We start from the raw sequence: 25,798 nt of genomic DNA, 5'->3' as shown, positions 1-25,798 counted from the left end.
TAAGTGCCCGCGAAAGCCGGGAAAGGGGCCCGGAACGAGGCGTAGCACGCGCCGCGGTTGCCACACCGCAAGCGGGCTGCAACGAAGGGCCGGGCCCCTTTCCCGGCTTTCCCTTCGGGTTGGCTCTGCGCGCAGGCGCTCGCGGCGTTGCAGCGCTTGCCAAGGCATGAGCCTTGGCGGCGCACTGCGCCTTGCGATCACCAGCGCGCAGAGCCAACGCGAGTACTTAAAAGTGCACAACACGCTCTATGGAATTCTGGATGCATCAACTGCTGGGCTGGCTGGCGCTGCCGCAGTTCGGCCTCAGCACCGTGTTCATCGTGGCCCTGATCTCGGCCACGCTGCTGCCGCTGGGCTCCGAGCCTGCGGTGGTGGGCCTGCTGCAACTCAACCCCGATCTGTTCTGGCAAACGGTCTTCGTGGCCACGGCCGGCAATACGCTGGGCGGCGCCATCAGCTGGTGGATGGGCCTGGGTGCGCACAAGGCCTGGCGCGCGGCCCGCGAGCGGCGGCGCGCCGGACTGCCCGAGGATCTGCGGGCCAAGCCGCCCCGCGCCCTGTCCCGCCATGAGCGCCGCGCCCGCGTGTGGCTGCGCCGCCTGGGCGCCAAGGCCTGCCTGCTGAGCTGGCTGCCCGTGGTGGGCGATCCGCTGTGCGCCGTGGCCGGCTGGCTGCGGCTGCCGTTCTGGCCCTGCGTGTTCTACATGGCCATCGGCAAGTTCCTGCGCTATGTGGTGATGACGGTGGTGCTGCTGCAGCTGCTGCCGGCCTCCTGGGCCAGCTGAGGCAGAAGCCCTCCCACCGAAGCCCTCCCCTTTTTGCGATCTACGCCTGCGGCTCGCGCGCCCAGGGCGCCAGCGCGAAGTGCGTGGCCAGGAAATCGATCAGCGCCTGCACGCGCGCCGGCCGGGCACGCCCCGGTGGCGTGACGATGTGCAGGGCGATGGAGGGCACCTGCCAGTCGTCCATGCAGGTCTGCAGCGCACCCGATTGCAAATCTTCCCAGGCCAGGAATTCGGGCTGCAGGGCCAGGCCCAGCCCGGCGCGCAGGGCCGGCGCCAGGCCCTCGGCATTGTTCACGCGCATGGCCGTGGGAACGACCTGGGCGAACTCGCCGCGGCGCGCATGCACGAAGCGCCAGGCCTCGCCCAGGCGGCTGTGCACATAGCGCAGCGCCCGGTGCTGCGCCAGATCGCGCGGATGGGTGGGGCGGCCGTGGCGCACGAAGTATTCGGGTGATCCCACCAGCAGCAGGCGCACCGTGCACAGGCGCCGTGCCAGCAGGCTGGAGTCGGGCAGCGAGGAGATGCGCAGCGCGATGTCGAAGCCCTGGGCCACGACGTCGATCAGTTCGTCGCTGAAGTGCAGGTCCAGCGTGACTTCCGGGTGCTCGGCCATGAAGGCGGGCACGGCCGGCGCCAGGTGCGAGATGCCGAACGACATGGGCGCCGCAATGCGGATGGGGCCGCGCAGGCTTTTGGACTGCTCGCTGATCTCGGCCTCCACGGCCTCGCCCTCGGCCAGGATGCGCGCGGCGCGCTCCAGCGAGGCCTGGCCGCTGGCCGTCAGCGACATGCGCCGCGAGGTGCGGTGGAACAGGCTGGTCTTGAGCCGCGTCTCCAGCCGCGTGATGGCCTTGGAGATGGTGGGCTGGGAGACGCCCAGCTCGGCGGCGGCCTTGGCGAAGGAGCCCGTTTCGGCCACCTTGGCGAAGACGGCCCAGGCTTCGAGGTCAGGAAGTCTTGGCATGAAAGTTTTGGAATAGATGTCTTTGCATATTTTCTATTCTCTTCTTGATCTGCAAAACATAAAGTTCATCCATCGCAACACACAACGCAGCAGGAGAACACCATGATCGAACGCCGTCCCTTCCAAGCCCTTGGCGGTGCCAACCACGGCTGGCTCGATGCCAAGCATCACTTTTCCTTCGCCGGCTACCACGATCCGGCCCGCATGGGCTGGGGCGCGCTGCGGGTGTGGAACGACGACACCATCGCCGCCGGCACAGGCTTCCCGCCCCATGCCCACGCCAACATGGAAATCATCACCTACGTCCGTGAAGGCGCCATCACCCACCAGGACAGCCTGGGCAACAAGGGCCGCACCGAAGCGGGCGATGTGCAGGTGATGAGCGCGGGCACCGGCATCCGCCACTCGGAATACAACCAGGAAAAGGACACGACGCGGATCTTCCAGATCTGGATCATGCCCGACGAGCGCGGCCAGCAGCCCCCGTCCTGGGGTGCCAAGCCCTTCCCCAAGGGCGAGCGCTCGGGCAGCTTCGTGGCCCTGGCCAGCGGCCTGCCCGGTGACGAGGACGCCCTGCCCATCCGCACCGCCGCCCGGGTGCTGGGCGCCACGCTGAAGGCCGGCGAGAGCACGGAGTACCGCATCGGCCGCGACCGCCTGGGCTACCTGGTGCCGGCCAGCGGCTCGGTGCAGATCGACGGCGTGACGCTGCAGGAGCGCGACGGCGCCGCCATCAGCGATGTGGACAGCTTCCGTGTGACGGCCCTGGCCGACACCGAGCTGGTGCTCGTCGACACGGCGCGCTGAAGCGCCATTGCCCCTCCCGGAGCCGCCCCGGCTCCGGCCGGGGCCCGGTGCGCAAACGTTCAAAAACCGCGCAAATCATCTATCCCAAGTTGAGAACGGTTCTTAATATTCGCCGCTCTCCGGCAGGGCCTGTCCGGCCCGCCTGTCTTCCTCGAAAAATTTCCCCTACCCGTCCCAACTGCCTCCAGGAGATCACCATGACCGACCGCAAGTACCTCGAAGTCCTGACCCCCGCCAACAGCCAGATCATCTTCATCGACCAGCAGCCCCAGATGGCCTTCGGCGTGCAGTCCATCGACCGCCAGGTGCTCAAGAACAACGTGGTGGGCCTGGCCAAGGCGGCCAAGGCCTTCGGCATTCCCGCCACCATCACCACGGTGGAGACGGGCAGCTTCTCCGGCCACACCTATCCCGAACTGCTGGCCGTGTTCCCCGAGCACCAACTGCTGGAGCGCAGCTCCATGAACTCCTGGGACGACCAGAACGTGCGGGACGCACTGGCCAGGAACGCCGCCCAGGGCCGCAAGAAGATCGTGGTCTCCGGCCTGTGGACCGAGGTGTGCAACACCACCTTCGCCCTGTCGGCCCTGCATGACACGGACTACGAGATCTACATGGTGGCCGACGCCTCGGGCGGCACGTCGCTGGACGCGCACAACTACGCCATGGACCGCATGGTGCAGGCCGGCGTGGTGCCCGTGACCTGGCAGCAGGTGCTGCTGGAATGGCAGCGCGACTGGGCCCGCCGCGAGACCTACGACGCGGTGATGGACATCGTGCGCGAGCATTCCGGCGCCTACGGCATGGGCGTGGACTATGCCTACACCATGGTGCACAAGGCGGCCGAGCGCGTGCAACATGGCGAGACCATGGGCCCGAACCCCGCCAAGGTCTGAGCGTCAGCGCCGCCGCCGGCCCCGTCCACGGAGTGACACCATGAAGCTCTACGCACTTTCCCTTGGGGCCGGCCTGCTGGTCGGTGTGGTCTACAGCCTGCTGCAGGTGCGCTCGCCCGCACCGCCGCTGGTGGCCCTGGTCGGCCTGCTGGGCATCCTGGCCGGCGAGCAGATCGTGCCCGTGGGCCGGCATCTGCTGCAGGGCATGGACCTGCGCAGCGCCTGCAGCAAGACGCAGGCCACCGAGCATGTGCTGGGCCAGTTGCCCGGCCGCAAGAACGCCGATGCCGATGCCGATCGGCACCACGGCTGATCCCTCCCCCCCTCTCCAAGAAAACTGCACCATGACCACGCGCAGAAAAGTCCTGGGCTCCGCTGCCACCCTTGCCATGGGTGGACTGCTGGGTTGCACCACCAACGCTCGCCAAGGAGCCTCCATGTCCGATTCCACGCCCGAAGTCATCTTCCACAACGGCCGCTTCACCACGCTGAACAAGGCCCAGCCCACCGCCACCGCCGTGGCCGTGAAGGACGGCCGGTTCATCGCCGTGGGCTCGGACGCCGAAGTGCTGGCCCTGGCCGGCAGCGGCACGCGCCGCATCGATCTGCAGCGCCGCAGCGTGCTGCCCGGCCTGTTCGACAACCACACGCACGTGATCCGTGGCGGCCTGAACTTCAACCTGGAGCTGCGCTGGGACGGCGTGCGCTCGCTGGCCGATGCGCTGGACATGCTCAAGCGCCAGGTGGCCATCACGCCTGCGCCGCAGTGGGTGCGCGTGGTCGGGGGGTTCACCGAGCACCAGTTCGTGGAAAAGCGCCTGCCCACCATCGACGAGATCAACGCCATCGCGCCCGATACGCCGGTCTTCCTGCTGCACCTGTATGACCGCGCCCTGCTCAACGCCGCCGCCCTGCGCGCCGTGGGCTACACCCGCGACACGCCCCAGCCTGCAGGCGGCGAGATCACGCGCGATGCCAACGGCAACCCCACGGGTCTGCTGCTGGCCAAGCCCAACGCCACCATCCTCTACAGCACGCTGGCCAAGGGCCCCAAGCTGCCGCTGGACTACCAGGTCAATTCCACGCGCCACTTCATGCGCGAACTCAACCGCCTGGGCGTGACCGGCGTGATCGATGCGGGCGGGGGCTTCCAGAACTACCCCGACGACTACGACGTGATCCAGAAGCTCAGCGACGCCAACCAGATCACCGTGCGCCTGGCCTACAACCTGTTCACGCAAAAGCCCAAGGAGGAGAAGGCCGACTTCCTCAACTGGACGCAAAGCGTGAAGTACAAGCAGGGCAACGACTATTTCCGCCACAACGGCGCGGGCGAGATGCTGGTGTACTCGGCCGCCGACTTCGAGGACTTCCGCCAGCCGCGCCCCGACATGCCGCCCAGCATGGAGGGCGACCTGGAGGAAGTGGTGCGCGTGCTGGTGCAGAACCAATGGCCATGGCGCCTGCACGCCACCTATGACGAGACCATCTCGCGCGCGCTCGATGTGTTCGAGAAGGTGCACCGCGACACGCCCATCGACGGCCTGAACTGGTTCTTCGACCATGCCGAGACCATTTCGGACAAGTCCATCGACCGCATTGCGGCGCTGGGCGGCGGCGTGGCCGTGCAGCACCGCATGGCCTACCAGGGCGAATATTTCACCGAACGCTACGGCGCACGCGCCACCGAGGCCACGCCGCCCGTCAAGAAGATCCTGGAGCGCGGCGTGAAGACCTCGGCCGGCACGGACGCCACGCGCGTGGCCTCCTACAACCCCTGGGTGTCGCTGTCGTGGATGGTGACGGGCAAGACCGTGGGCGGCCTGCAGATGTACCCCCAGCGCAACCTGCTGGACCGCGAGACCGCGCTGCGCATGTGGACCGAAAACGTGGCCTGGTTCTCCAACGAGGAAGGCCTGCGCGGCCGCATCCAGGTGGGCCAGCTGGCCGACATGATCGTGCCCAGCAAGGACTACTTCGCCGTGCCCGAGGACGAGATCTCCTTTCTCACCTCCGACCTCACCGTGGTGGGCGGCCGCGTGGTATATGGCGCAGGCCCCTTCCAGCCGCATGACGACAACCCGCTGCCGCCGGCCATGCCCGACTGGTCGCCCGTGCGGCGCTTTGGCGGCTACGGCGCCTGGGGCGAGCCCGAGGGCGCGGGCAGGAACTCGCTCAACCCCGCGCGCTACCGCAGCCTGGCGGCGGCCTGCGGCTGCGGCACCAGCTGCGGCATGCACGGCCACAGCCATGCCGACGCCTGGGCATCGAACGTGCCGACCTCGGACCCCCGAAGCTTCTTCGGCGCGCTGGGCTGCTCCTGCTGGATGGCCTGAGGACCACACGCATGACACCCGCCATGACCCAAGCCAGTACGTTCTCCGGCCGCCTTGCGGCCGCCGCACGCCCGGTGTTCGGCAGCCAGGCCGTGCGCCTGGTGGCCTACCTGGGCCTGTGCGCCGCCTATCTGCAGGGCGGCCTGGTCAAGCTCACCGACTTTCCCGGTGCGCTGGGCGAGATGGCCCACTTCGGCCTGTCGCCGGCACCGCTGTTCGCGGTCCTGGTGATCGCGCTGGAGCTGGGCGCCTCGGCCATGATCATCACCGGCCGGCTGCGCTGGCTGGGCGCCCTGGCGCTGGCCGCGTTCACGCTGCTGGCCACCTTCGTCGCGCTGCGCTTCTGGGAGCTTCCCGCAGGGCAGGAGCGCTTCATGGCCGCCAATTCCTTCTTCGAGCATCTGGGCCTGGTCGGCGGCTTCCTGTTCGTCGCCTGGCATGACCTGGGAGAGCGCCATGACCGCTGATTCGAGCGCACCCGCAACCACCGCCTCCGGCAGCTTCGCGCCGCTGCGCCAGCCCGTGTTCGCGGTGCTGTGGGCCGCCACGGTGCTGGGCAACATCGGCAGCTTCATGCGCGATGTGGCCAGCTCCTGGATGGTGACCGAGCTGTCGGCCAGCCCGGCCGCCGTGGCCCTGATCCAGACGGCGGCCACGCTGCCCATCTTCCTGCTGGCGATTCCGGCCGGCGTGCTGTCGGACATCCTGGACCGCCGCCGTTTCCTGATCGGCATCCAGATCCTGCTGGCCGCCGTCAGCGCCAGCCTGCTGCTGCTGGCCCGCACCAATACGCTGACCGTGGAGTACCTGGTGGCGCTGACCTTCGTGGGCGGCATAGGCGCGGCGCTGATGGGGCCGACCTGGCAGTCCATCGTGCCCGAGCTGGTGCCGCGCAGCGACCTCAAGAACGCGGTGGCGCTGAACTCGCTGGGCATCAACATCGCACGCGCCCTGGGCCCTGCGGCCGGCGGCCTGCTGCTGGCCAGCTTCGGCGCGGCGGCGGCCTATGGCGCGGACGTGGCCAGCTACGTGTTCGTGATCGCCGCGCTGGTCTGGTGGAAGCGCCCCAAGGCCGAGGCCTCGGCCCTGAACGAGCAGTTCTTCGGCGCATTCCGCGCAGGCCTGCGCTATGCCCGCTCCAGCCGCGAGCTGCATGTGGTGCTGCTGCGCGCCGCCGTGTTCTTCCTCTTCGCCAGCTCGGTCTGGGCCCTGCTGCCGCTGGTGGCGCGGCGCATGCTGGGCGGCTCGGCAGGCTTCTACGGCGTGATGCTGGGCGCCGTGGGCGCAGGCGCCATCCTGGGAGCGCTGGTGCTGCCGCGCCTGCGCAAAAGGCTGGATGCCGATGGCCTGGTGCTGCTGTCCTCCGTGCTCAGCGCCGCCGTGATGGCCGCGCTGTCCACGGCGCCGCCGCAATGGGCCGCCGTGCTGCTGATGCTGGTGCTGGGCCTGGGCTGGATCATTGCGCTGACCACGCTCAACGGCGTGGCCCAGGCGGTGCTGCCCAACTGGGTGCGCGGCCGCGGGCTGGCCATCTACCTGATGGTGTTCAACGGCGCCATGGCGGGCGGCAGCCTGGCCTGGGGGCTGTTTGCACAGGGTGTTGGCATTCCCACGGCGCTGCTGATCGGCGCGGCGGGCCTGGTGGCCATCTCGCTGGTGTTCCACCGCATCAAGCTGCCCACGGGCGAGGCGGACCTGCAGGCCTCCAACCACTGGCCCGAGCCACTGCTGGCCGAGCCCGTGGCCCATGACCGTGGCCCGGTGATGATCCAGGTGGAGTACCAGGTGCGCCGCGACGACCTGCCAGCCTTCATCGAGGCCATGCAGCATGTGGCGCGCGAGCGGCGGCGCGACGGCGCCTATGCCTGGGGCATTGCCGAGCACACGGGCGAGCCGGGCCGGGTGATCGAGTGGTTCCTGGTGGAGTCCTGGGCCGAGCATCTGCGCCAGCACCAGCGCGTGTCCAAGGCCGATGCCGATCTGCAGGCCCAGGCGCTGCACTTTCACATTGGCCCCGGGCGGCCCGTGGTCCACCACTTCCTGGCGCTGGATGCCGCCAGCGTAGCGAACGGGCCTGCGCAGGCAGACCCGCATGGGCACGGTCAGGGACAGGGCCATACGCACTGAAAAAGTGCGGTAAAAGCCCGGCCCCGCCAATGTCATCCAGAGCTGATATGGTCGCCAGCCTGATGACATCCACCCCGGCCGCCCATGCGGCCGGGGGCCATTGCGAACAGCGTGACCAGCGATCCCTTCAAGCCCTTCTCACCCTCACAGCCAGCTGCCGCTTTCTCCATCCCGGCCCCGGGCCCCGCGCAACGGGATTCACTGGGTTGCTCGCTGGACCGACTGGAGGTGGACCAGGAACTGTCGGGCACCGACGTCCATTTCCTTCGCAAGCGCAAAGGCACGGCCACGCCCTCCCAGGTGGCCACGCCCGCCAGCGCACGCGGCTATCTGATCGGCATCTCGCTGCAGCCGGGCCACCGGCGCCGCATCTTCCATGAGGGCCGCGCCCGCACCCATGCCTTCGAGGCAGGCTCCATCTATGTGCGCGACTTCGCCGAGGACTACCGCGCCGACCTGGACACAGCCTTCGACTTCGTGCTCATGGAGCTGCCGCGCCGCGCCTTCGAGCACGCCACCGCCCAGCGGCCGGGCGCCCGCATCCGTGGCCTGGCCTGCGTCACCGGCATGGCCGATCCCTTGCTGCTGCACCTGGCACAGGCCCTGTCCACCGCCTTGCACCGGCCACAGGAAGCCAGCCCCCTGTTCCTGGACCAGATGGGCACGGTGATGACCACGCATCTGCTGGACCGCTATGGCGGCTCCCTGGCGGGCGCGCGTGAAGCGGGCCGCACGCTGTCGCGGCTGCACGAAGCGCGTGCCAAGGAGATGCTGCGCAGCCGGCTGGACGGCACGGTGTCCATCGGCGAGATCGCCGATGCCTGCCACCTGTCGCGCAGCTATTTCATCCGCGCCTTCCGCGAGACCACGGGGCAGACGCCGCTGCAATGGCTGCAGTCGCAGCGCATGTCGGTGGCGCGCGGGCTGTTGCTGGAATCGCATCTGACGCTGGTGGAGATCGCGGCGGCCTGCGGCTTTGCCGACCAGAGCCATTTCACGCGCGTCTTCACCCAGGCCGAGGGCCGCCCGCCCGGCCACTGGCGCCGCCAGGTCAGCGCTCCGCCATCCAGGCCGGCGGCATAGCCGGGCGCTAGCGGATATCCAGCCGCTCCAGCGCACGCACCAGGTCGGCCAGCGTGCGCACCTGCATCTTGCGCATGGCCTGGCCACGCCGCACCTTCACCGTGATCTCGCTCACGCCCAGGTCTGCCGCGATCTGCTTGTTCAGCAGGCCGCGCACCACGCCCACGACCACCTCCTGCTCGCCCGGCGACAGCGATTGCCAGCAGGCGCGCAGCGCCTGTTCGCCGGCCTCCAGCGCGCGGCGCTGGCGGTCCAGGGCAATGCCCTGCTGGATGGCGTCCAGCAGGTCCTGGTCGCGGAAGGGCTTGGTCAGGAACTCGATGGCGCCGGTCTTCATGGCCTCCACGCTCATGGGAATGTCGCCATGGCCGGTGATGAAGATGGTGGGCAGCTTCAGGCCCATCTCCAGCATCTGGCGCCGGAAATCCATGCCGCTTTGGCCCGGCATGCGGATATCCAGCACCAGGCAGGCAGGCCCCGCGGGCGGCTGCCGCTGCCAGTGGTCCAGAAACTCGCGCGTGGCGCCGAAGGCGCGCACGCACAGGCCTACCGAAGCCAGCAGGTCCTCGATGGCGGCACGCACCGAGGCGTCGTCATCGACGATGTAGACAAGTGCCTCGGCTTCGGCCGTGGAGGGTTCAGCCATGGCGCAATCCCGTGGAAGACCTGTCGCCCGTGGCCGGGGTGCAGGCAATGGTGATGTGAAAGACCGTGCCGCCGCGCATGTCCTGGCGGTCCGTGGCCCAGATGCGGCCGCCGTTGGCCTCGGCCATGTGGCGGCAGATGTTCAGGCCCAGGCCCATGCCGTCGGGCTTGGTGGTCCAGAAGGCATCGAACAGGTGGGTGCGGGCCAGCGGCGACAGGCCTTCGCCCGCATCGGCCACGGTCAGCACCAGTTGCTGGCCCAGGGCCTGTGTGGTGACGGTGATGCGCCGCTGCGCGGCCGGCGTGCCCTGCATGGCATCCATGGCATTGATCAGCAGGTTGGCCAGCACCTGCTGGATGTGCACGCGGTCGGCCCAGGCCGGCTGCAGCGCGGGCGCCAGTTGCAGGTCCAGGGCCACGCCGCGCCGGTCCAGCTCGGCGTCCGACAGGCGCGCCATCTCGCGCACGGCGTCGTTGAGGTCGAAGGACTGGCGGCTGGGCGCCTCGCCGCGCGCCATGCTGCGGATGCGGGCAATGACATCGCTGGCGCGCTGCGCATCGCCCAGGATGCGCTCCAGCGCCTGGCCGGCCTTGGCCAGATTGGGCGGGTCCTGGGCCAGCCAGCGCTGGCAGGCATTGCCGCTGGTGACGATGGCCGCCAGCGGCTGGTTGACCTCATGGGCGATGGAGGCCGTCAACTGCCCCAGGCTGGTGGTCTGGGTGATGCGCATCAGCTGGGTGCGCGCCTCATGGGCCGCGTTCTGGGCCGCCACCATCTTCAGGCCCAGATAGGCCGTGATGGCAATGGCCAGGATGCTGATCACCATGTTGATCAGTCCGGTGCGATAGGCACCGGCAGGCGTGAGCGCAAAGCTGGCCAGGGTCAGCACGATGCACAGCGCCGTGAGGCCGATGACCACGCGCGGGCTGAACCAGCGCACCGCCACCAGGATGATGGCAGTGTGGAACACGGCGGCCGCCACGGCGTAGTCGGTCAGCGTGTCCAGCGCGAAGATCGCGGCCATGGCGACGCCCATGGCCGCCAGGATCAGGGCCCGGGGCCAATGGGGAAAGCGGCGCAGAGCGGTGGTCATGGCGTGCAGGGCTGCGATGAGGGCGTGTCGATTGTGTCGCAAGATGCCCTGCCCTCCCGCGATCAGAGGGCGGGTCGCCGGCCCACGCTCAGCTGCAGCTCCACGGTGGCCTTGGCCAGCTCGGTCTCGGCCTCCAGCGATCCCAGGTAGGCCTCGTCGGCCGAGCGCTGGGCGGACAGCAGCTCCAGCAGCGAAGCCTCGCCATGCCGGTAGGACAGGCGCATGCCGTCCAGCACGCGCTGCGCATCGCGCAGCACGCCGTCGCGGTAGCGCTGCACGTTCTCGCGCGCGGCGGTCAGGCGAAAGCGCGCGCCGCGCACATCGGCCTCTGCCCGGTTCTGGGCCTGCTGCAGGGCCAGCATGGCCTGCGTCACGGCCGCCTCGGCCTGCACCAGATCGCCCCGGTCCAGGCGCGACAGCGGCAGCGGCACGCTGACCGAGACCGACAGCGTGCGCGAGCGCCCGCCGCCATCGAAGGGATTGCCCTGGGCATCGGTGCCGGCCGCCGTGGACGGCACGGCGGCCATGCCCACGGCCAGCGTGGGATTGACCCAGCGGTTGGCCCGGGCCAGGCCCGCGTTGTCGCGCGCATGCTCCAGCGCCGCCTGGGCGATGCGCACCTCGGCGCGCGACTGCAGCGCCTGGGCGACCAGGGCGTCGGCATCCTCCAGCCCCGAGTCTTCGGCCAATTCCATGAAGCCGCATTGCAGCGTGTCGCTGGCAAAGACTTCGGACAGGCGGCGCCCCAGCGGGACGGACAGCGCCAGCCGCGCGGTCTGCGCCTCGGCGCGCGCCTGCACCACCTCGGCCTGGAAGCGGTCGCGCTCCACGCGCGACTGCAGCCATTCCACGCCGCCGATGTCGCCGGCCTTGCGCCGCAGCTCGTTGGCCTGCACCACGTCGCCCAGCGCCTTCAGCGTCTGCTGCTTGCGCTCCAGCGCCAGCGAGTCGCGGCAGGCCTGGGTGTAGTCCTGGGCAGCATCGGAGAACAGCTGGCTGCGCACGCCTTCAAGGCCGGCCTCGGACAGGCGCACCTGGCTGCGTGCGGACTGGATGCGCGCGGCGCGCTTGCCGCCCGTCTCCAGCTCCATGCTGATCTCGTAGTTGCGCGTGGTGGGCCGGGGCTGGCCGGTGCGCACCTGTTCGCGCGAGGCGCCCAGCGTGAGGCTGGGGTCGGGGCGTATGCCGGCGATGCCGATGCCGGCACGCGCGGATTCCACGCCCTGCTCCTCCGAGCGCAGCAGGGGGCTGTGCTGCTCCACGGCGTTGAGGTAGTCGGAAAAGCGCAGGCCGGCGGACGGCGCCGTCTGCGCCTGGGCTGCGGCGCCAAGGCACAGCAGCACGGCCAGGGCCTGCCTGGGGAAGAAAAGGGTCGTTTGCATGGCGACTCGCATCAATGGGGTTGGCTCGTTGCGGTGCGATGCCCGCCCTCGTCCTCGGCGGCATCCAGATCGCCGCTCTCACCGCGTTCAGCGGCGCGGCGCTGGCGGCGCTCGGCCGCGCGGGCGGCACGGGCCTCGATCACGTAGTAGAGGTTGGGCAGCAGCAGCAGGGTCAGCAAGGTGGCGCTGAACAGGCCGCAGACGACGACGGTGGCCAGGGGCCGCTGCACGTCGCTGCCCAGGCCCGTGGCCAGCATGGCCGGCGTGAGGCCGAAGGCCGCGACGGTGGCCGTCATCAGCACGGGGCGCATGCGGCTGGAGGCGCCTTCGAGCACGGCTTCGCGCAGGCCCAGGCCGTCCTCGCGGCGCAGGCGGTTGATCTGCGAGACCATGAGCACGCCCGAGAGCACGGCCACGCCGAACAGCGCGATGAAGCCCACGGCGCTGGAGACGTTGAGCGTCATGCCGCGCAGGTGCAGGCCCGCAAAGCCGCCGATCATGGCCAGCGGCACCACGCCCAGCACCAGCAGCGGCTGGCGCAGGTTGCCGAACTCGCCGAACAGCAGCACCAGCATGATGCCCAGCGTCAGCGGCAGGATCATGAGCAGCCGCGCCTCGGCACGCTGCAGGTTCTCGAACTGGCCGCCCCACTCGATGTGCAGCTTCTGGCGGTCGTAGTCCAGGTGCTGGTCGATGGCGGTGTGCGCATCCTTGAGGAAGCCCGCCAGGTCGCGGCCGCGCACATTGAGCTTGACGAGGATGTGGCGCTCGCCCCCCTCGCGCACGATGACGCTCTGGCCCACGGTGGTGGTGATGCGCGCCACGTCGGCCAGCGGCACCTGGGCGCCATTGGCGGCCGACAGGCGCAGCGCGCCGATGGCCTCGGGGCTGCTGCGCGTGTCGGGCGTGAAGCGCACGGCCATGTCGTAGCTGCGCTCGCCCACGTAGAGCTGGCCAATGGAGGCCCCTCCCACGCCGGTGGAGATGAGCTGCGCCACCTCGGAGGCATTGATGCCGTAGCGCGCGGCCGCCGCGCGGTCCAGCGCAATGCGCAGGTTGGGCAGCGGCGGCTCCACGTCCACGGCCACGTCGGCCGCGCCGGGCACTTTCTCCAGCACGGCCACCAGGGCATCGGCCACGCGCCGGTCTTCGGCCAGGTCCTGGCCGAAGACTTTCACCGTGAGGTCGCTGTGCGCGCCCGACAGCTTGTCCTGCACGCCGTCGATCATGGGCTGCATGAAGCCCACGGAATAGCCGGGCAGCTGGTCGAAGCGCGCGGCCATCTTCGCGATCAGCTGCTGCTTGGTCAGGCCCGACTTCCATTCGCCATAGGGATGCAGGCCCACGCTGGCCTCGATGTGCGAGGGCGTCCAGTAGTCGGTGCCGTCATCGTTGCGCCCGGTCTGGGTGACGATGTAGGAGACCTCGGGGAACTCCAGCGCAGCGCTGCGCAGCGCGTCGGCCATGTCGCGCGCCTTGTCCAGCGTGATGCCGGGCGGCATCTGCACCTGCAGCCAGATGGAGCCTTCGTCCAGGTACGGCAGGAAGTCGCGGCCCATGGTGCCGGCCAGCACGCCCAGCGCCAGCAGCGATGCCGCCACGGCCCCCGCCAGCCAGCGCACGCGGCCCACGGCCACGCCCAGGAAGCGGTGATAGCCCACGCCCAGCCGATGCAGCACGGGGTTGTGGAAGATCCTGCGCGGCCTGCGGAAGGCCAGCCAGGCCAGGGCCGGCGTGAGCAGCAGGGCCACGGCCAGCGCCCCGACCAGGGCCGCGCCCACGGCGCTGGCCATGGGCGAGAACAGCTTGTACTCGATGCGCTCGAAGGCGAACAGCGGCAGGTAGGCGGCCGCGATCACGCACATGCCGAAGAAGATGGGCCGCGCCACCTGCAGCGTGGCCGTGATGGCGTCCCTGGGCGTGAGCGGCCGGTTCTGGTCGGCCTCGCGGCGCCGCAGGATGTTCTCGACCACGACCACAGCCCCGTCCACCAGGATGCCGAAGTCGATGGCGCCCAGCGACAGCAGGTTGGCCGGAATCTTCGCGTGGTGCATGAAGATGAAGGCCAGCAGCAGCGCCATGGGAATGGTCAGCGCCACGATCAGCGCCGCGCGCGGGCTGCCCAGGAAGACCAGCAGCACCAGGGTGACGACGATCAGGCCTTCGGCCAGGGTCTTGCCCACGGTGTGGGTGGTGCGCTCGATCAGCGTGGTGCGGTCCAGGTAGGGCACGACCTTCACGTCGGGCGGCAGCAGCTTGCCGTTGAGCTCCTCCACGGCGGCGTGGATGCCCTCCAGCGCCTGCGAGGGGTTGGAGCCCTTGAGCAGCAGCACGATGCCCTGCAGGGTGTCGGAGTTGCCGTCCTTGCCCAGGATGCCGCGCCGCTCCACGTTGCCGTAGGTCAGCCGCCCCAGGTCCTTGACCAGCACGGGCGTGCCGCTGTCCGTGGTCTTGACGACCACGTTGCCCATATCGTCCAGCGAGCCCAGCAGGCCCACGCCGCGCACCACATAGGAGACATCGCCCCGGTCGATGACGCTGCCGCCGCCGCTGGCGTTGTTGGCATTGATGGCCTCGATCACCTGGGACAGCGCCAGCCCGTACTGCAGCAGCCGCGCAGGGTCCAGCTCCAGCATGAACTGCGTGGTCAGGCCGCCGAAGTTGGTCACGTCCACCACGGACTGGGCCTTCTTCAGGCGCGGGATCACCACCCACTGCTGCAGCTCGGACAGCTCGCGCAGGCTGCGCACCGGGCTTTCCAACGTGTAGCGGTAGACCTCGCCCGTGGGCGAGCTGTAGGGGTCCAGCCCGGCGCGGGCGCCATAGGGCAGCGTGACCTCGTCGATGCGCTCCTTCAGGCGCTGGCGCGCCCAGTAGCCGTCCACGCCGTCCTCGAAGACCACGGTGATCAGCGACAGCGCGAACAGGCTGCGCGAGCGCAGCACGTGCATGCCGGGCGTGGCCAGCAGCGCGCGCTCCAGCGGGATGGTGATCTGCTGCTCTATCTCCTCGGCCGCCAGGCCTGGCACCTGGGTGACGATCTGCGAGGTCACGTCGGCAATGTCGGGATAGGCCTCCAGCGGCAGCTGCTTCCAGCTGAACACGCCATACAGGGCCGCGAAGCAAAAGACCAGCCACACCACGCCGCGGCGGGAAAAGCCGATGTTGACGATGCGCTCGATCATTGCAGCAGCACTCCCCCGTTGACCACCACGCGCTCGCCGGCCGTCAGGCCCGAGAGGATCTCGGCCTGGCCGTCCTGCTGCGCGCCGACCTGCACGTCACGCGGCTCGAAGCGCCAGCCGCCCTTGTCCACGAAGACGCGCGTGCTGACCTGGCCCTGCAGCAGGGCCGCGGCCGGCACCATCACGGCCTGGCGCGCCGGGGCGTCGAAGCCCACGCGCGCAAACATGCCGGGGCGCAGCCGCCCTTCGGGGTTGTCCACGGCCACGCGCACCTTGACGCTGCGCGTGGCGGTGTCCACCAGCTCGCCCACGTACTGCACGCGGCCCTGCAGCTGCAGGTCGGGATAGGCGGCCAGGGCGATGTGGGCCTGCTGGCCCACGTCCACATGGGCCAGGTCGCGCTCGCTGACGCTGGCGCTGAGCCAGACCTTGCGCAGGTCGGCCACGGTCATGACGGAGGCATTCACATCGTTCCAGTAGCCGCCCTGCGAGCCCGCCATCTCGACCACGCGCCCGCTGATGGGCGACTTGACCACGTAGCTGCCGCGCGAGCCTTCCTGCACGGCTGCGCCCAGCTGGGACAGATGATCGGAGGCAGCGCGCGCATCGGCCCCCGCGGCGGCCAGCGACTGCTGCGCGGCCTCGTAGTCCTTGCGCGCGGCGATCTCGGCATCGAACAGCAGCTTCTGGCGGTCGAATTCCTGGCGCGCGTGCAGCAGCGCGGCCTGGGACTTGGCGTGCTCGGCACGCACGCTGGAGATCTCGGAGGAGTCCATGGTGATCAGCGCATCGCCGGCCTTCACCGCATCGCCCAGCTGGTGGTGCAGGCGCACCAGGCGGCCCGCCACGGGCGGCGTGATGCGGACCAGCTTTTCAGGCTCGGCCTCGATGGTGGCGGGGGCCGACAGGCGGGTCTGCAGCGGCTGCAGGGCGATCTCGGCCACCTGCAGGCGCTCGCGCAGCGGCGAGCCTTCGGGCACCACGATGAGGTTGCCTTCGCGGCGCACGGGGGCCGGCTGCGGGGCGGCGGTGGCGGGGGTTGCTACTGCAGCCTGGGTTTCGGCCGGGCCGTTGCAGGCGGCCATGGCCACGCTGATCAGCAGCCCGCCCACAGGCCAGGCGGCCGCCAGCAAGGGATGGCGCTGGTGCAGGCCATGGGGTTGACCATGGGGTCGGCCTGGTCGTTCGGAAGCGAGAAAGCGGGTCATCCTGAGGTCTCCGGGCGCCACGGACCCGCGCAGACCTCTCGCCCCTTCAGGCGATCACAGGCCTCCGCCCGGGTCCGGGCAGATCAAGAAATGGAAGAAGGGAAAGACGGGAAGGGGCGGCGCGGCAGCGCCTGGCAGGATCGGGATCGGAATCAGGATCGGGGTCCATGGGGTACTCCTTTGCGTGTGGGTGGCGCAGTCCCCGTGCAGGCCGGGAGTCCTGTTTGCTGCAGTGCAATATGTGCCCGGAATTATCAAAGGCGAAAGTGCCAGCGGCCAGCCTTTGTTGGGAAGGCTGGCCTGTTCATTGGTGGATGCGGGATATACCTTCGTATAGAAGATGGCCGGCACAAGGCCCCTCGGCCTGGCCCGGCCCGGACCGGAAAGCAAAAAGCCGCCAGCGCGGAGCGGGCGGCTTGCGGGCGATGGCCTGCGGGAAAGCTCAGTCCACTTTCAGGCCGATGGCTTTCACCAGTTCGCCGAAGCGCTCGCGCTCGGTGGCGTGGTGGTCGATGAAGGCCTTGCGGCTCAGGGGCGCGGGCGTGGCGCCCAGGGTGAGGATGACGTCGTTGACGTTCTTTTGCTCCAGCGCCTTGGCCACGGCAGTGCGAACGGCCTCGATCACAGACTCGGGCGTGCCCGTGGGCGCGTAGATGCCGAACAGCGTGTCCGCATCAAAGCCGGGCAGGCCGCTTTCGGCCAGCGTGGGCACGTTGGGGTACTGCGGCGAGCGGTGCGGGCTGCCGATGGCCAGCAGGCGCAGCTTGCCCGCCTCGACCTGCTTGAGACCCGGACCCGGGTCGAACCAGAACTGCAGCTGCCCGCTGAGCACGTCGCTGAGCGCCGGGCCCGCGCCCTTGTAGGGGGCGTGCACGGCATCGACGCCGGCCATGCGCTTGAACATCTCGCCGGCCAGGTGCGGCGAGCTGCCCTGGCCCGGCGAGCCGTAGGACAGCTTGCCGGGGTTGGCCTTCAGGTGCTTGATGAACTCGGCCACGTTGGTGGCGGGCACGGCGGGATTGGTCTCCAGGAACACATGCACGCGCGCCACGGCAGCCACGGGCGTCAAGTCCTTTTCGGGATTGAAGGCCAGCTTGCTGTAGATCATCGGGTTGATGGTGATGGCCCCGCCCGAGCTGAGCAGCAGCGTGTAGCCATCCTTGGGCGCGCGCACGGTTTCGCTGATGCCGATGTTGCCGCCCGCGCCGGGCTTGTTGTCCACCACCACCGACTGGCCCAGCACCTGGGACATGGTGGGCGTGATGGCGCGCGCCAGCACGTCGGCCGCGCCGCCGGGCGCGAAGTTCACGACCAGGCGCACGGGGCGCTCGGGCCATTTTTCGCCGGCCTTCTGCGCCAGCGCAGGGACCGAGGCCGTCGCGCCCAGCAGGGCCAGCAGGCCCAGGCGGCGCCAGCGGCTGAAGGGATTTGTCTTGTGCATGAGCTATGTCTCCTTGGGTTATGAGTTCTTGAAAACGGTGAGGGCGCCTGAAGCAGCAGCGGCGCAGCGGCGCAACGGTCAATCCAGCCGTATGCCCGCCGACTCGATGACCTGGCCCCAGCGCCGGCTTTCGCTGCGCCAGTAGTCACGCATCTGCGCAGGCGTGCCGGGCAGCGGCTCCAGCGACAGCGCCTCGAAACGCGCCAGCACGGCAGGCGAGCGCAGCGCCTGCTGCAGCGCCACGGACCAGGCCTGTACGGTGGCGTCGTCCGTGCCTGCGGGTGCGACCAGGCCCTGCCAGGCATGGGCCTCGAAATCCTTCACGCCCTGCTCGGCCAGCGTGGGCACGGCCGGATGGCTCTTGAGACGCTCGGCGCTGGCCACGCCGATGACGCGCAGCTTGCCGGCCGCAATGTGCTGGGCCGCCGCCGCGCTGTCGGCCAGCATGAAGGGGATCTGGCCGCCGATCACATCGATCAGGGCCGGCCCCGCGCCGCGATAGGGCACATGGGACATCTTCACGCCCATGCGCTGCGACAGCAGTTCGGTGGCCAGGTGGTGGGGCGTGCCCAGCCCCGGGCTGCCGTAGCTGACGGGGCCTGGCTGGGCCTTCACCCACTGCGTGAACTCCTGCAGGTTGTGCACCGGCAGCTGGTTGCCGACCACGAGGAACAGCGGAAATCGCGCCAGCAGGCCGATGGGCACGAAGTCCTTCTCGGCGTTGTAGGCCAGCTTGCGAAACAGGTGGGGGTTGGCCGCCAGCGTGGCGAAGTCGGCCGTGAAGACCAGGCTGCCCAGTTCGCGCGTGCGCGCCGCGTATTCGGCGGCGATGTTGGTGCCGGCCCCGGGCTTGTTCATGACGACCACGGTGCGGCCCAGGGCCTTGCCAAAGGACTCGCCCACGGTGCGCGCCACGGCGTCCGAGCCGCCGCCTGCGGCAAAGCCCACCACCCATTCGACGGGCTTGCCGGTCTGGGCGTGTGCCGTGCCCATGCCCAGCAGGGGCGGGGCGCCTATGGCCAGTGCGGCCTTGAGTGCTTGTCTGCGCAGCATCCTGTCTCCTTCTTGTAGTGGCTCGTTTTGCATTGAGCGCGTTCAGCGCGGTGCGACGGCGCCCGCGTTCTCGGACAGGCTGACCAGTGCGTGCAGCGTGCGCGTCACGGGCACGGCAATGCCCAGGCGGTCGGCCACCTGCAGCACGGCGCCATGGATGGCGCCCGTCTCGGTGGCACGGCCGGCCAGCAGGTCCTGCAGCATCGAGGGCTGGTGGCCCCGGTGGTGGTCCAGCGCATCGCGCACCGCCGCGCCCACGCGCTCGGCGCTGGCGGCGACGCCATGGGCATGGGCGACGGACAGCACCTCGTCCAGCACGCGCTGCAGCAGGGCCTCGCCCTGCGGATTGGCCAGTCCGTCCACGGTCTGGCGCGTCACGGCGCACACGCCGTTGAAGGCGGCATTGAAGGCCAGCTTTTCCCAGATGGCTTCCTGCACCTGCGGGTCGATGCGGCAATGCATGCCTGCGCGGTTGAGGTCTTCCGCCAGCAGGTCGAAGACCGCGCTGCGCTGGCCATCGCAAGGCATGAAGCGGATACCGCCCTGCCCCATGGAGCTGACCTCGCCCGGCGACATCACGCGCGCAGGCCAGGTGGTCACGCCCACGGCGATGCGTTCGAGCGGCACCATTTCACGCAACACATCGGCATGGCCTATGCCGTTTTGCAGGCTCAGGAAGTGCGTGTCCGGCCCGATGAGATGGGCAATGCCCTGCAGCGCGGCCCGCGTATGGGCCGACTTGGTGAAGACCAGCCACAGCGCGGGCCCGGCCGTGAGCTGCTCGGCCCGCGCCGCATGCACGCGGGCCTGCAGCAGCCCCTCATCGGTGTGGCAGCGCGCGCCATCGCGGTTCAGGGCCTGCAGCAGCTCGTCGTTCACATCGACCAGGGTCACGTCCAGGCCGATGCGGGCCAGCCGCGCACCGAACAGGGTGCCCATGGCGCCTGCGCCGAGGATGCCTATGCTTCTTGTGTTTTCCATGGCTTTGTCTCCTGCCCCGGGGCCTGCGCTCAGGCGACCTCGACCTCGACCACGATGGGCTTGGGATGGGCCAGCGCGCGCTCCAGCACATCGGACAGCTCGGCCGCGTTCTCCACATGCACGCCGTCGCAGCCCTGGCCACGGGCGAGCGCCACGAAGTCGATGTCGGGCAGTTCCGTGCCCTCGACCTTCTCGCCTTCGCGGTAGCCGAAGACATGGGCGAAGTCCTGCAGCGCCGCATAGCGGCGGTTCTTGAGAATCACGAAGCTGATGGGCAGGCGCAGCTGGGCTGCACTCCAGAGGGCCTGGATGGCGTACATGGCCGAGCCGTCGCCGATGACGGCGACCACCTTGGCCTCGGGCTGCGCCAGCGCCACGCCCACGGCGGCCGGCATGCTGTGGCCCAGGCCGCCGCTGCACATGGTGTAGAAGGTGCCCGAGTGGAAGATGGGCAGGTAGGTCTGGATGGTGGAGCGCGAGCTGGGCGCCTCTTCCACCACGATGCTGCGCCGGTCGCGCACCTGGGCCAGCGTGTGCATGGCAAAGGCCACCGACATGCGCTCGCCTGCGGCGGGCGCGGCCGGCACGGGCGCTGCGGGCCGGGGTGCGGGCGCCTGGCGCGGGGCGGGTGCGGGGCGCTGCAGCAGCTCCTCCACGCCCATGCGCACATTGCCCACGGCGGCCGTGCCCACAGGGGCCCAGGCGGCAATGGCCGGGTCTTCGATCAGCTGGTAGAGCGCCGTGCCTTCGGGGATGTGCGGGCCCTCGCCTTCCACGTGGTAGGTGAAGGCGGCCGCGCCCACGGCGAAGACCACGTCATGGCCGGACAGCAGCTGCACGATGCGCTCGCGCATGGCGGGCAGGAAGCCGGCGAACAGGGGATGGTCCTCGGGGAAGCTGCAGCGCCCGCTCATGGGGGCCACGAAGACGCGGGCCTGGTGGCGCTCGGCCAGCGCGACCACGGCATCCCAGCCCTGGGCCCGGTCCACGGCCGCGCCCACGACCAGGGCCGGGGCACGCGCGGCGTCCAGCGCATCGCCGATGAGGTCCAGCGTGCGCGGATCGGGCCGCGTCTCGAAGCCCACATGGCGCAGCGTGACGGGCTCGGCCGGCTTGTCCCAGTCATCGGCGGGAATGGAGACCAGCACGGGGCCGCGCGGCTCCTGCATGGCGATGTAGTAGGCGCGCGCCAGCGCCTGGGGCACGTCTTCGGCGCGCGCGGGCTCGCAGCTCCACTTCACATAGGGCTTGGGCAGCTCGGCGGCCTGGCTGGAGTGAAGGAAGGGGTCGAACTGCAGCAGCGAGCGCGCCTGCTGGCCCGCCGTGATCACCAGGGGCGTGCGGTTCTTGAAGGCCGTGAAGATGTTGGCCATGGCGTGGCCCACGCCTGCGGCCGAGTGCAGGTTCACGAAGCTGGCATTGCGCGTGGCCTGGGCGTGGCCGTCGGCCATGCCCACGACGACGGTTTCCTGCAGGCCCAGCACATAGGAGAAGTCTTCGGGGTAGTCGCGGAACAGCGGCAGCTCGGTCGAGCCCGGGTTGCCGAAGATGCGCGTCATGCCCAGCTCGCGCAGCATGGCGATCACGGCATGGCGCACGGTGTAGGTCGCGGTGCAGGTCGCGGTGGAAGAGGATGCCTCGGCGGGCTGGCTGCGCGGTGTGGTGGGTGCTTGCAAGATGGGGTCTCCTGGGGAATGGGCCGGCCGCCCGGTGCGTGCCGCGCAGTGGCCATGGAAATCGGCGCCCATGGTGCAGGCGCTTATGATTTCCAGCAATTGAATAAACTATCTAAGAGATATTCACCAAATGGATATCAAGAACCTGGACCTCAACCTGCTGCGCGTCTTTGACGCCGTGTACCGCCACTGCAGCGTCAGCCGCGCGGCCGAGGAGCTGGGCATGTCCCAGCCCGCCGCCAGCCAGGCCGTGACGCGGCTGCGCCTGCTGCTGGGCAATCCGCTGTTCGAGCGCGCGCATGCGGGCGTGCGCCCCACTCCGCGTGCCGAGCGCCTGGCGCTGGCCGTTCGCCAGGCGCTGGAGGTGCTGGAAGTCGCCATGTCCGAGGCCCAGAGCTTCGAGCCACTGCAGGCGCGACAGCGCTTTCGCATCCACCTGAGCGACATCGGCGAGGCGCGCTTTCTGCCGCCGCTGATGCAGGCGCTGCACCAGCGCGCCCCGCATGTGCAACTGGAGACCCTGCCCATGCCGCTGGACGGCATTGCCGATGCGCTGGACCGGGGCATGCTGGACATCGCCATCGGCTTTCTGCCGGGTGGCACGCGGACCCGGCAGACCGTGCTGCTGTCCGACCACTACGGCGTGCTGCTGCGCAGCGGCCACCCCGCGCTGGCGCACCTGCCCGAAGACGCGCCACTGGCGCTGGCCACGCTGCGCCAGCTGGATTTCGCGGCGGTGCGCTCGCATTCGGAGACGCTGCGCATCCTGCAGGCGCTGCGGCTCGATGAGCGCATCCGCCTGTCGGCCGCACACTTCATGGCCGTGCCCTCCATCGTGGGCAAGACCGACCTGGCGGTGATCATGCCGGCCGAGATCGCGGCCGGCTTTGTCGAGCGCGGTGGCTATGCGGTGCGCGATGCCGATCTGCCCGATCACCGCTTTGACGTGTCGCTGCACTGGAGCTGGCGCTTCGAGCAGGAACCGGCCAAGCGCTGGCTGCGCGAACTGGTCTGCGAGCTGTTCCAGCAGCCCCGGCACCGCGAGGCCGCCGCGCCCTGAAGGGCGGGCCGACTCAGTTTCGTCTAAGAAACCGGCGCCAGACTGGTCCCTGCGCCGACAAGGGCACGCGGCCGGCCCCGCCGAAGATGGGCACCGGCCTGTTTTATCCACTCTCCAGGAAAGACTCACCATGCAACTCAAGGACAAGGTCGCCTTCATCACCGGCTCGGCCAGCGGCATCGGCAAGGAGATCGCCACGCTGTTCGCCAGCGAGGGCGCGCGCATCGTCATTGCCGACCTCAACAAGGAGGCGGCCGACGCCACGGCGGCCGAGCTGCGCGCCACGGGAGCGCAGGCCATGGGCGTGGCCGTGGACGTGACCGACGAGGCCCAGGTCAACGCCTCGGTCGAGGAGGCCGCCCGGGCCTTCGGCGGCATCGACATCCTTGTCAGCAATGCCGGGATACAGATCGTGCATCCGGTGGAGGAATTCAGCTTCGCCGACTGGAAGAAGATGCTGGCCATCCACCTGGACGGCGCCTTCCTCACCACGCGCGCCTGCCTCAAGCACATGTATGCGCAGGGCCGCGGCGGCAGCGTGATCTACATGGGATCGGTGCACTCCAAGGAAGCCTCGCTGCTCAAGGCGCCCTATGTCACGGCCAAGCACGGCCTGATCGGGCTGGCCAAGACCGTGGCCAAGGAAGGCGCCAAGCACGGCGTGCGCGCCAATGTGATCTGCCCGGGCTTCGTGCGCACGCCGCTGGTGGACAAGCAGATTCCCGAGCAGGCCCGCACGCTGGGCATCAGCGAGGACGAGGTCATCAAGAACGTGATGCTCAAGGAAACCGTGGACGGCGAGTTCACCACCACCGAGGACGTGGCCCGCGTGGCCCTGCTGTTCGCGGGCTTCCCCAGCAATGCGCTGACCGGCCAGTCGCTGGTGGTCAGCCACGGCTGGTTCATGCAGTAAGTCGCCAATCGGCCCTTCTCTGCCCCTTCTCTGGCTCTTCTCTGGCCCTCAATCGGCCTTCAGGCCCAGCGCCCGGGTCACGGCGGCATAGCGGTCGATGTCGGCCGCGATCAGCGCCTGGAATTGGCCCGGTGTCTGCCGCGCCAGGGTGTAGCCCTGGTCGCGCAAGCCAGCGCTGACGGCGGGATCGGCCAGCGCCTGCTCCAGCGTGTCATGCAATGCCTGCACCGTGGCCCGGGGCGTGGCGGCAGGTGCCAGCAGGCCGTGCCACTGCTCCACCGCAAAGCCCGGCAGGCCGCGCTCGGCCACCGTGGGAACGCCAGCCAGCTGCGGCAGTCGCTGCGGCGCCGTGACGGCCAGTGCGCGCACACGGCCTGCAGCGATCATGGCCGAGGCACTGCTGGCCGTGACCATGCCCGCCGCCACCTGGCCTGCCGCCACGGCCGTGATGGCCGGGCCGCAGCCCTTGTAGGGCACATGCTGCACAAAGCGCTTCGCCTCCCGGGCCAGCATCTCGCCGGCCAGGTGCTGGGGCGTGCCATTGCCGCAGGAGGCGAACAGCAGCGGCCGTTCCTGTCTCGCCTGGGCCAGCGCATCCTCCAGCGTTTGCAGCCCGCTGTCCGCAGGCACGACCAGCACCGAGGCGATGGAGCCTGCGTTGAACACCGCCGTGAAGTCCTTGCGCGGGTCGAAATCCAGGCGTTCGTAGACACCGGGGTTGATGGCGAACGAGCTGTTGGCCATCAGCAAGGTGCTGCCGTCCGCTGCGGCCTGGGCCACGGCATGGGCGCCGATGTTGCCGCTGGCGCCGGGACGGTTCTCCACCACCACGGGCTGGCCCAGGCGCTGCTGCAACTGCTCGCCCAGGCGCCGCGCCAGCAGGTCCGTGCCGCCGCCCGGCGGAAAGGTCACGACGATGGTGATGGGCCGCTCAAAGCGCGTGCCGGCCTTGCCTGGCGCCGCCAGCCACAGCCCCGATGCGCCGGCCAGCAGCGCGCAGGCCGCCAGCGTCCAGAGTCTCCGTCGCTTCAAGGTACGCCCTTCAAAAAACATGGCAACTGCTCCACTGGGCTAGGTGCAAAAAACCGGCGCAGCCCAACTCAGGGACACCGAGCAAGGGCCTAAGCCGGCCGCGCCGCCCCGCAGCCAGGGTGTCGCCGGTTGCCCGGACGCCCCCCTCCCGCGCAGCGAGAGAGGGCGCCGTGCACACGGGGGAAGCCGCGCAGCGGCTCAGGGGGTGCCTCATTTCAGGTGTCAAGGCCGATGTCGAGAACCCGGGCGCTGTGCGTGATCCAGCCCACGGCGATCTGGTCCACGCCGGTCTCGGCCACGGCGCGCGCCGTCTCGGGCGTGATGCGGCCCGAGGCTTCGGTCACCGCGCGCCCCCGCGCCATGGAGACGGCCGTGCGCAGCGTGTCCAGGTCCATGTTGTCCAGCAGCACCACTTCCACGCCCAGGGACAGCGCCACCTCCAGCTGCTCCAGCGTGTCCACCTCCAGCTGGATCTGCACCATGTGGCCCACGCCTGCGCGCGCCCGGGCCAGGGCTTCGGCCACGCCGCCGGCCAGCGCGATGTGGTTGTCCTTGATCAGCACGGCATCGTCCAGGCCGAAGCGGTGGTTGCTGCCGCCGCCCACGCGCACCGCGTACTTCTGCAGCGCGCGCAGGCCCGGCATGGTCTTGCGCGTGCAGGTCACGCGTGCGCCCGTGTCGGCGATGGCCCGCGCGATCGATGCCGTGGCCGTGGCCACGCCGCTCAGGTGGCACAGGTAGTTGAGCGCCACGCGCTCGGCCGTGAGGATGGCGCGCGCGCTGCCGTGGATGCGCGCGATCTCCTGGCCGGGCGCCAGTTCGCTGCCATCGCGCAGCACCGGCTCGAAACGCGACTGCGCATCCAGCGCACGGAACGCCAGCCGCGCCATGTCCAGCCCGGCCAGCACGCCCTCCTGGCGCGCCACCAGGCGCAGTTCGGCCTGTGCGTCCGCAGGGACGATGGCATCCGTGGTCAGGTCGCCCGCACGGCCCAGGTCTTCCAGCAGGGCCGAGCGCACCAGCGGCTCCAGCATCAGGTCGGGCAGCGGCGGTACCGGCAGGCGGGCACTGAGGGCATTGGCAATATTAATGCTCATTTTGAGTATATGTAGGTCAAAAAAATGTGGCGC

22 protein-coding genes are annotated in these 25,798 nt (G+C 69.7%); 10 read left to right on the top strand and 12 right to left on the bottom strand.

Annotated elements, in window-relative coordinates:
* Positions 1 to 260: 260 nt before the first annotated feature.
* The gene (locus tag ACUTR7_RS14560; protein WP_013804040.1) at positions 261 to 785 is read left to right on the top strand and encodes a YqaA family protein; all 525 of its coding nucleotides are present in this window, start codon (positions 261 to 263) and stop codon (positions 783 to 785) included.
* A gap of 40 nt (positions 786 to 825) precedes the next feature.
* Here ACUTR7_RS14560 and ACUTR7_RS14555 read toward each other — a convergent pair whose 3' ends face one another.
* Positions 826 to 1,749: a LysR family transcriptional regulator gene (locus ACUTR7_RS14555; RefSeq protein ID WP_445609101.1), complete on the bottom strand. Its 924-nt coding sequence runs from the start codon at positions 1,747 to 1,749 to the stop codon at positions 826 to 828.
* Between the two features lie 102 nt (positions 1,750 to 1,851).
* Between ACUTR7_RS14555 and ACUTR7_RS14550 the strand changes: the two genes are divergently transcribed.
* The 7 genes from ACUTR7_RS14550 (at position 1,852) to ACUTR7_RS14520 (ending at position 8,998) form a co-directional block, all read left to right on the top strand.
* Positions 1,852 to 2,556, top strand: a complete 705-nt coding sequence (locus ACUTR7_RS14550; protein WP_012203489.1) for a pirin family protein — start codon at positions 1,852 to 1,854, stop codon at positions 2,554 to 2,556.
* 197 nt (positions 2,557 to 2,753) lie between these two features.
* A complete protein-coding gene (locus tag ACUTR7_RS14545) occupies positions 2,754 to 3,452 on the top strand; it encodes a hydrolase (protein ID WP_013804042.1) in 699 nt (232 codons plus the stop codon).
* Positions 3,453 to 3,492: 40 nt separating this feature from the next.
* Positions 3,493 to 3,765 (top strand): XapX domain-containing protein, encoded by a 273-nt coding sequence (locus tag ACUTR7_RS14540; protein WP_012203487.1) that lies wholly within the window; start codon positions 3,493 to 3,495, stop codon positions 3,763 to 3,765.
* A 124-nt stretch (positions 3,766 to 3,889) separates the two neighbouring features.
* Complete coding sequence (locus ACUTR7_RS14535) at positions 3,890 to 5,788, top strand: amidohydrolase (RefSeq protein ID WP_445609100.1); 1,899 nt, start codon at positions 3,890 to 3,892, stop codon at positions 5,786 to 5,788.
* Positions 5,789 to 5,811: 23 nt separating this feature from the next.
* The gene (locus ACUTR7_RS14530; protein WP_170962084.1) at positions 5,812 to 6,255 is read left to right on the top strand and encodes a DoxX family protein; all 444 of its coding nucleotides are present in this window, start codon (positions 5,812 to 5,814) and stop codon (positions 6,253 to 6,255) included.
* Positions 6,245 to 7,915 (top strand): MFS transporter, encoded by a 1,671-nt coding sequence (locus tag ACUTR7_RS14525; RefSeq protein ID WP_445609099.1) that lies wholly within the window; start codon positions 6,245 to 6,247, stop codon positions 7,913 to 7,915. The genes ACUTR7_RS14530 and ACUTR7_RS14525 overlap by 11 nt, the downstream gene beginning before the upstream one ends.
* A gap of 111 nt (positions 7,916 to 8,026) precedes the next feature.
* Complete coding sequence (locus tag ACUTR7_RS14520; protein ID WP_445609098.1) at positions 8,027 to 8,998, top strand: helix-turn-helix transcriptional regulator; 972 nt, start codon at positions 8,027 to 8,029, stop codon at positions 8,996 to 8,998.
* A gap of 7 nt (positions 8,999 to 9,005) precedes the next feature.
* Here ACUTR7_RS14520 and ACUTR7_RS14515 read toward each other — a convergent pair whose 3' ends face one another.
* From ACUTR7_RS14515 to mdlC, 9 genes are all read right to left on the bottom strand, one after another.
* The gene (locus ACUTR7_RS14515) at positions 9,006 to 9,644 is read right to left on the bottom strand and encodes a response regulator transcription factor (protein ID WP_013804046.1); all 639 of its coding nucleotides are present in this window, start codon (positions 9,642 to 9,644) and stop codon (positions 9,006 to 9,008) included.
* Positions 9,637 to 10,737 (bottom strand): sensor histidine kinase, encoded by a 1,101-nt coding sequence (locus ACUTR7_RS14510; protein WP_445609097.1) that lies wholly within the window; start codon positions 10,735 to 10,737, stop codon positions 9,637 to 9,639. The genes ACUTR7_RS14515 and ACUTR7_RS14510 overlap by 8 nt, the downstream gene beginning before the upstream one ends.
* Before the next feature lie 62 nt (positions 10,738 to 10,799).
* Positions 10,800 to 12,119: a TolC family protein gene (locus ACUTR7_RS14505; RefSeq protein WP_445609096.1), complete on the bottom strand. Its 1,320-nt coding sequence runs from the start codon at positions 12,117 to 12,119 to the stop codon at positions 10,800 to 10,802.
* Between the two features lie 11 nt (positions 12,120 to 12,130).
* On the bottom strand, positions 12,131 to 15,304 hold the full coding sequence (locus tag ACUTR7_RS14500; protein ID WP_445609095.1) for an efflux RND transporter permease subunit: 3,174 nt from the start codon (positions 15,302 to 15,304) through the stop codon (positions 12,131 to 12,133).
* The gene (locus ACUTR7_RS14495; RefSeq protein WP_445609094.1) at positions 15,301 to 16,512 is read right to left on the bottom strand and encodes an efflux RND transporter periplasmic adaptor subunit; all 1,212 of its coding nucleotides are present in this window, start codon (positions 16,510 to 16,512) and stop codon (positions 15,301 to 15,303) included. The genes ACUTR7_RS14500 and ACUTR7_RS14495 overlap by 4 nt, the downstream gene beginning before the upstream one ends.
* Positions 16,513 to 16,954: 442 nt before the next feature.
* Positions 16,955 to 17,953, bottom strand: coding sequence for a Bug family tripartite tricarboxylate transporter substrate binding protein (locus tag ACUTR7_RS14490; protein ID WP_192367175.1), 999 nt, complete (start codon positions 17,951 to 17,953; stop codon positions 16,955 to 16,957).
* Between the two features lie 78 nt (positions 17,954 to 18,031).
* Entirely contained in the window at positions 18,032 to 19,006 is a 975-nt protein-coding gene (locus tag ACUTR7_RS14485; RefSeq protein WP_192367176.1) for a Bug family tripartite tricarboxylate transporter substrate binding protein, read from the bottom strand.
* A 42-nt stretch (positions 19,007 to 19,048) separates the two neighbouring features.
* Positions 19,049 to 19,987, bottom strand: coding sequence for a ketopantoate reductase family protein (locus ACUTR7_RS14480; RefSeq protein ID WP_123692963.1), 939 nt, complete (start codon positions 19,985 to 19,987; stop codon positions 19,049 to 19,051).
* Between the two features lie 29 nt (positions 19,988 to 20,016).
* Positions 20,017 to 21,663 (bottom strand): benzoylformate decarboxylase, encoded by a 1,647-nt coding sequence (gene mdlC / locus ACUTR7_RS14475; protein ID WP_445609093.1) that lies wholly within the window; start codon positions 21,661 to 21,663, stop codon positions 20,017 to 20,019.
* Positions 21,664 to 21,793: 130 nt separating this feature from the next.
* On the opposite strand from mdlC, the gene ACUTR7_RS14470 reads away from it, so the two are divergent.
* Entirely contained in the window at positions 21,794 to 22,723 is a 930-nt protein-coding gene (locus ACUTR7_RS14470) for a LysR family transcriptional regulator (protein ID WP_096915248.1), read from the top strand.
* Between the two features lie 130 nt (positions 22,724 to 22,853).
* The gene (locus ACUTR7_RS14465) at positions 22,854 to 23,636 is read left to right on the top strand and encodes a 3-hydroxybutyrate dehydrogenase (RefSeq protein WP_012203473.1); all 783 of its coding nucleotides are present in this window, start codon (positions 22,854 to 22,856) and stop codon (positions 23,634 to 23,636) included.
* 48 nt (positions 23,637 to 23,684) lie between these two features.
* On the opposite strand, the gene ACUTR7_RS14460 is transcribed toward ACUTR7_RS14465, so the two are convergent.
* Together ACUTR7_RS14460 and nadC are read right to left on the bottom strand one after the other, a co-directional pair.
* The gene (locus ACUTR7_RS14460) at positions 23,685 to 24,689 is read right to left on the bottom strand and encodes a tripartite tricarboxylate transporter substrate-binding protein (protein WP_445609092.1); all 1,005 of its coding nucleotides are present in this window, start codon (positions 24,687 to 24,689) and stop codon (positions 23,685 to 23,687) included.
* A gap of 194 nt (positions 24,690 to 24,883) precedes the next feature.
* Positions 24,884 to 25,765 (bottom strand): carboxylating nicotinate-nucleotide diphosphorylase, encoded by an 882-nt coding sequence (gene nadC / locus ACUTR7_RS14455; protein WP_016447964.1) that lies wholly within the window; start codon positions 25,763 to 25,765, stop codon positions 24,884 to 24,886.
* Between the last annotated feature and the right edge of the window lie 33 nt (positions 25,766 to 25,798).

It is taken from the genome of Delftia sp. NA_296.1, from assembly GCF_052692095.1.
Note: the sequence above shows the minus strand (reverse complement) of the source record. Positions and strands in the feature narration are given on the sequence as shown.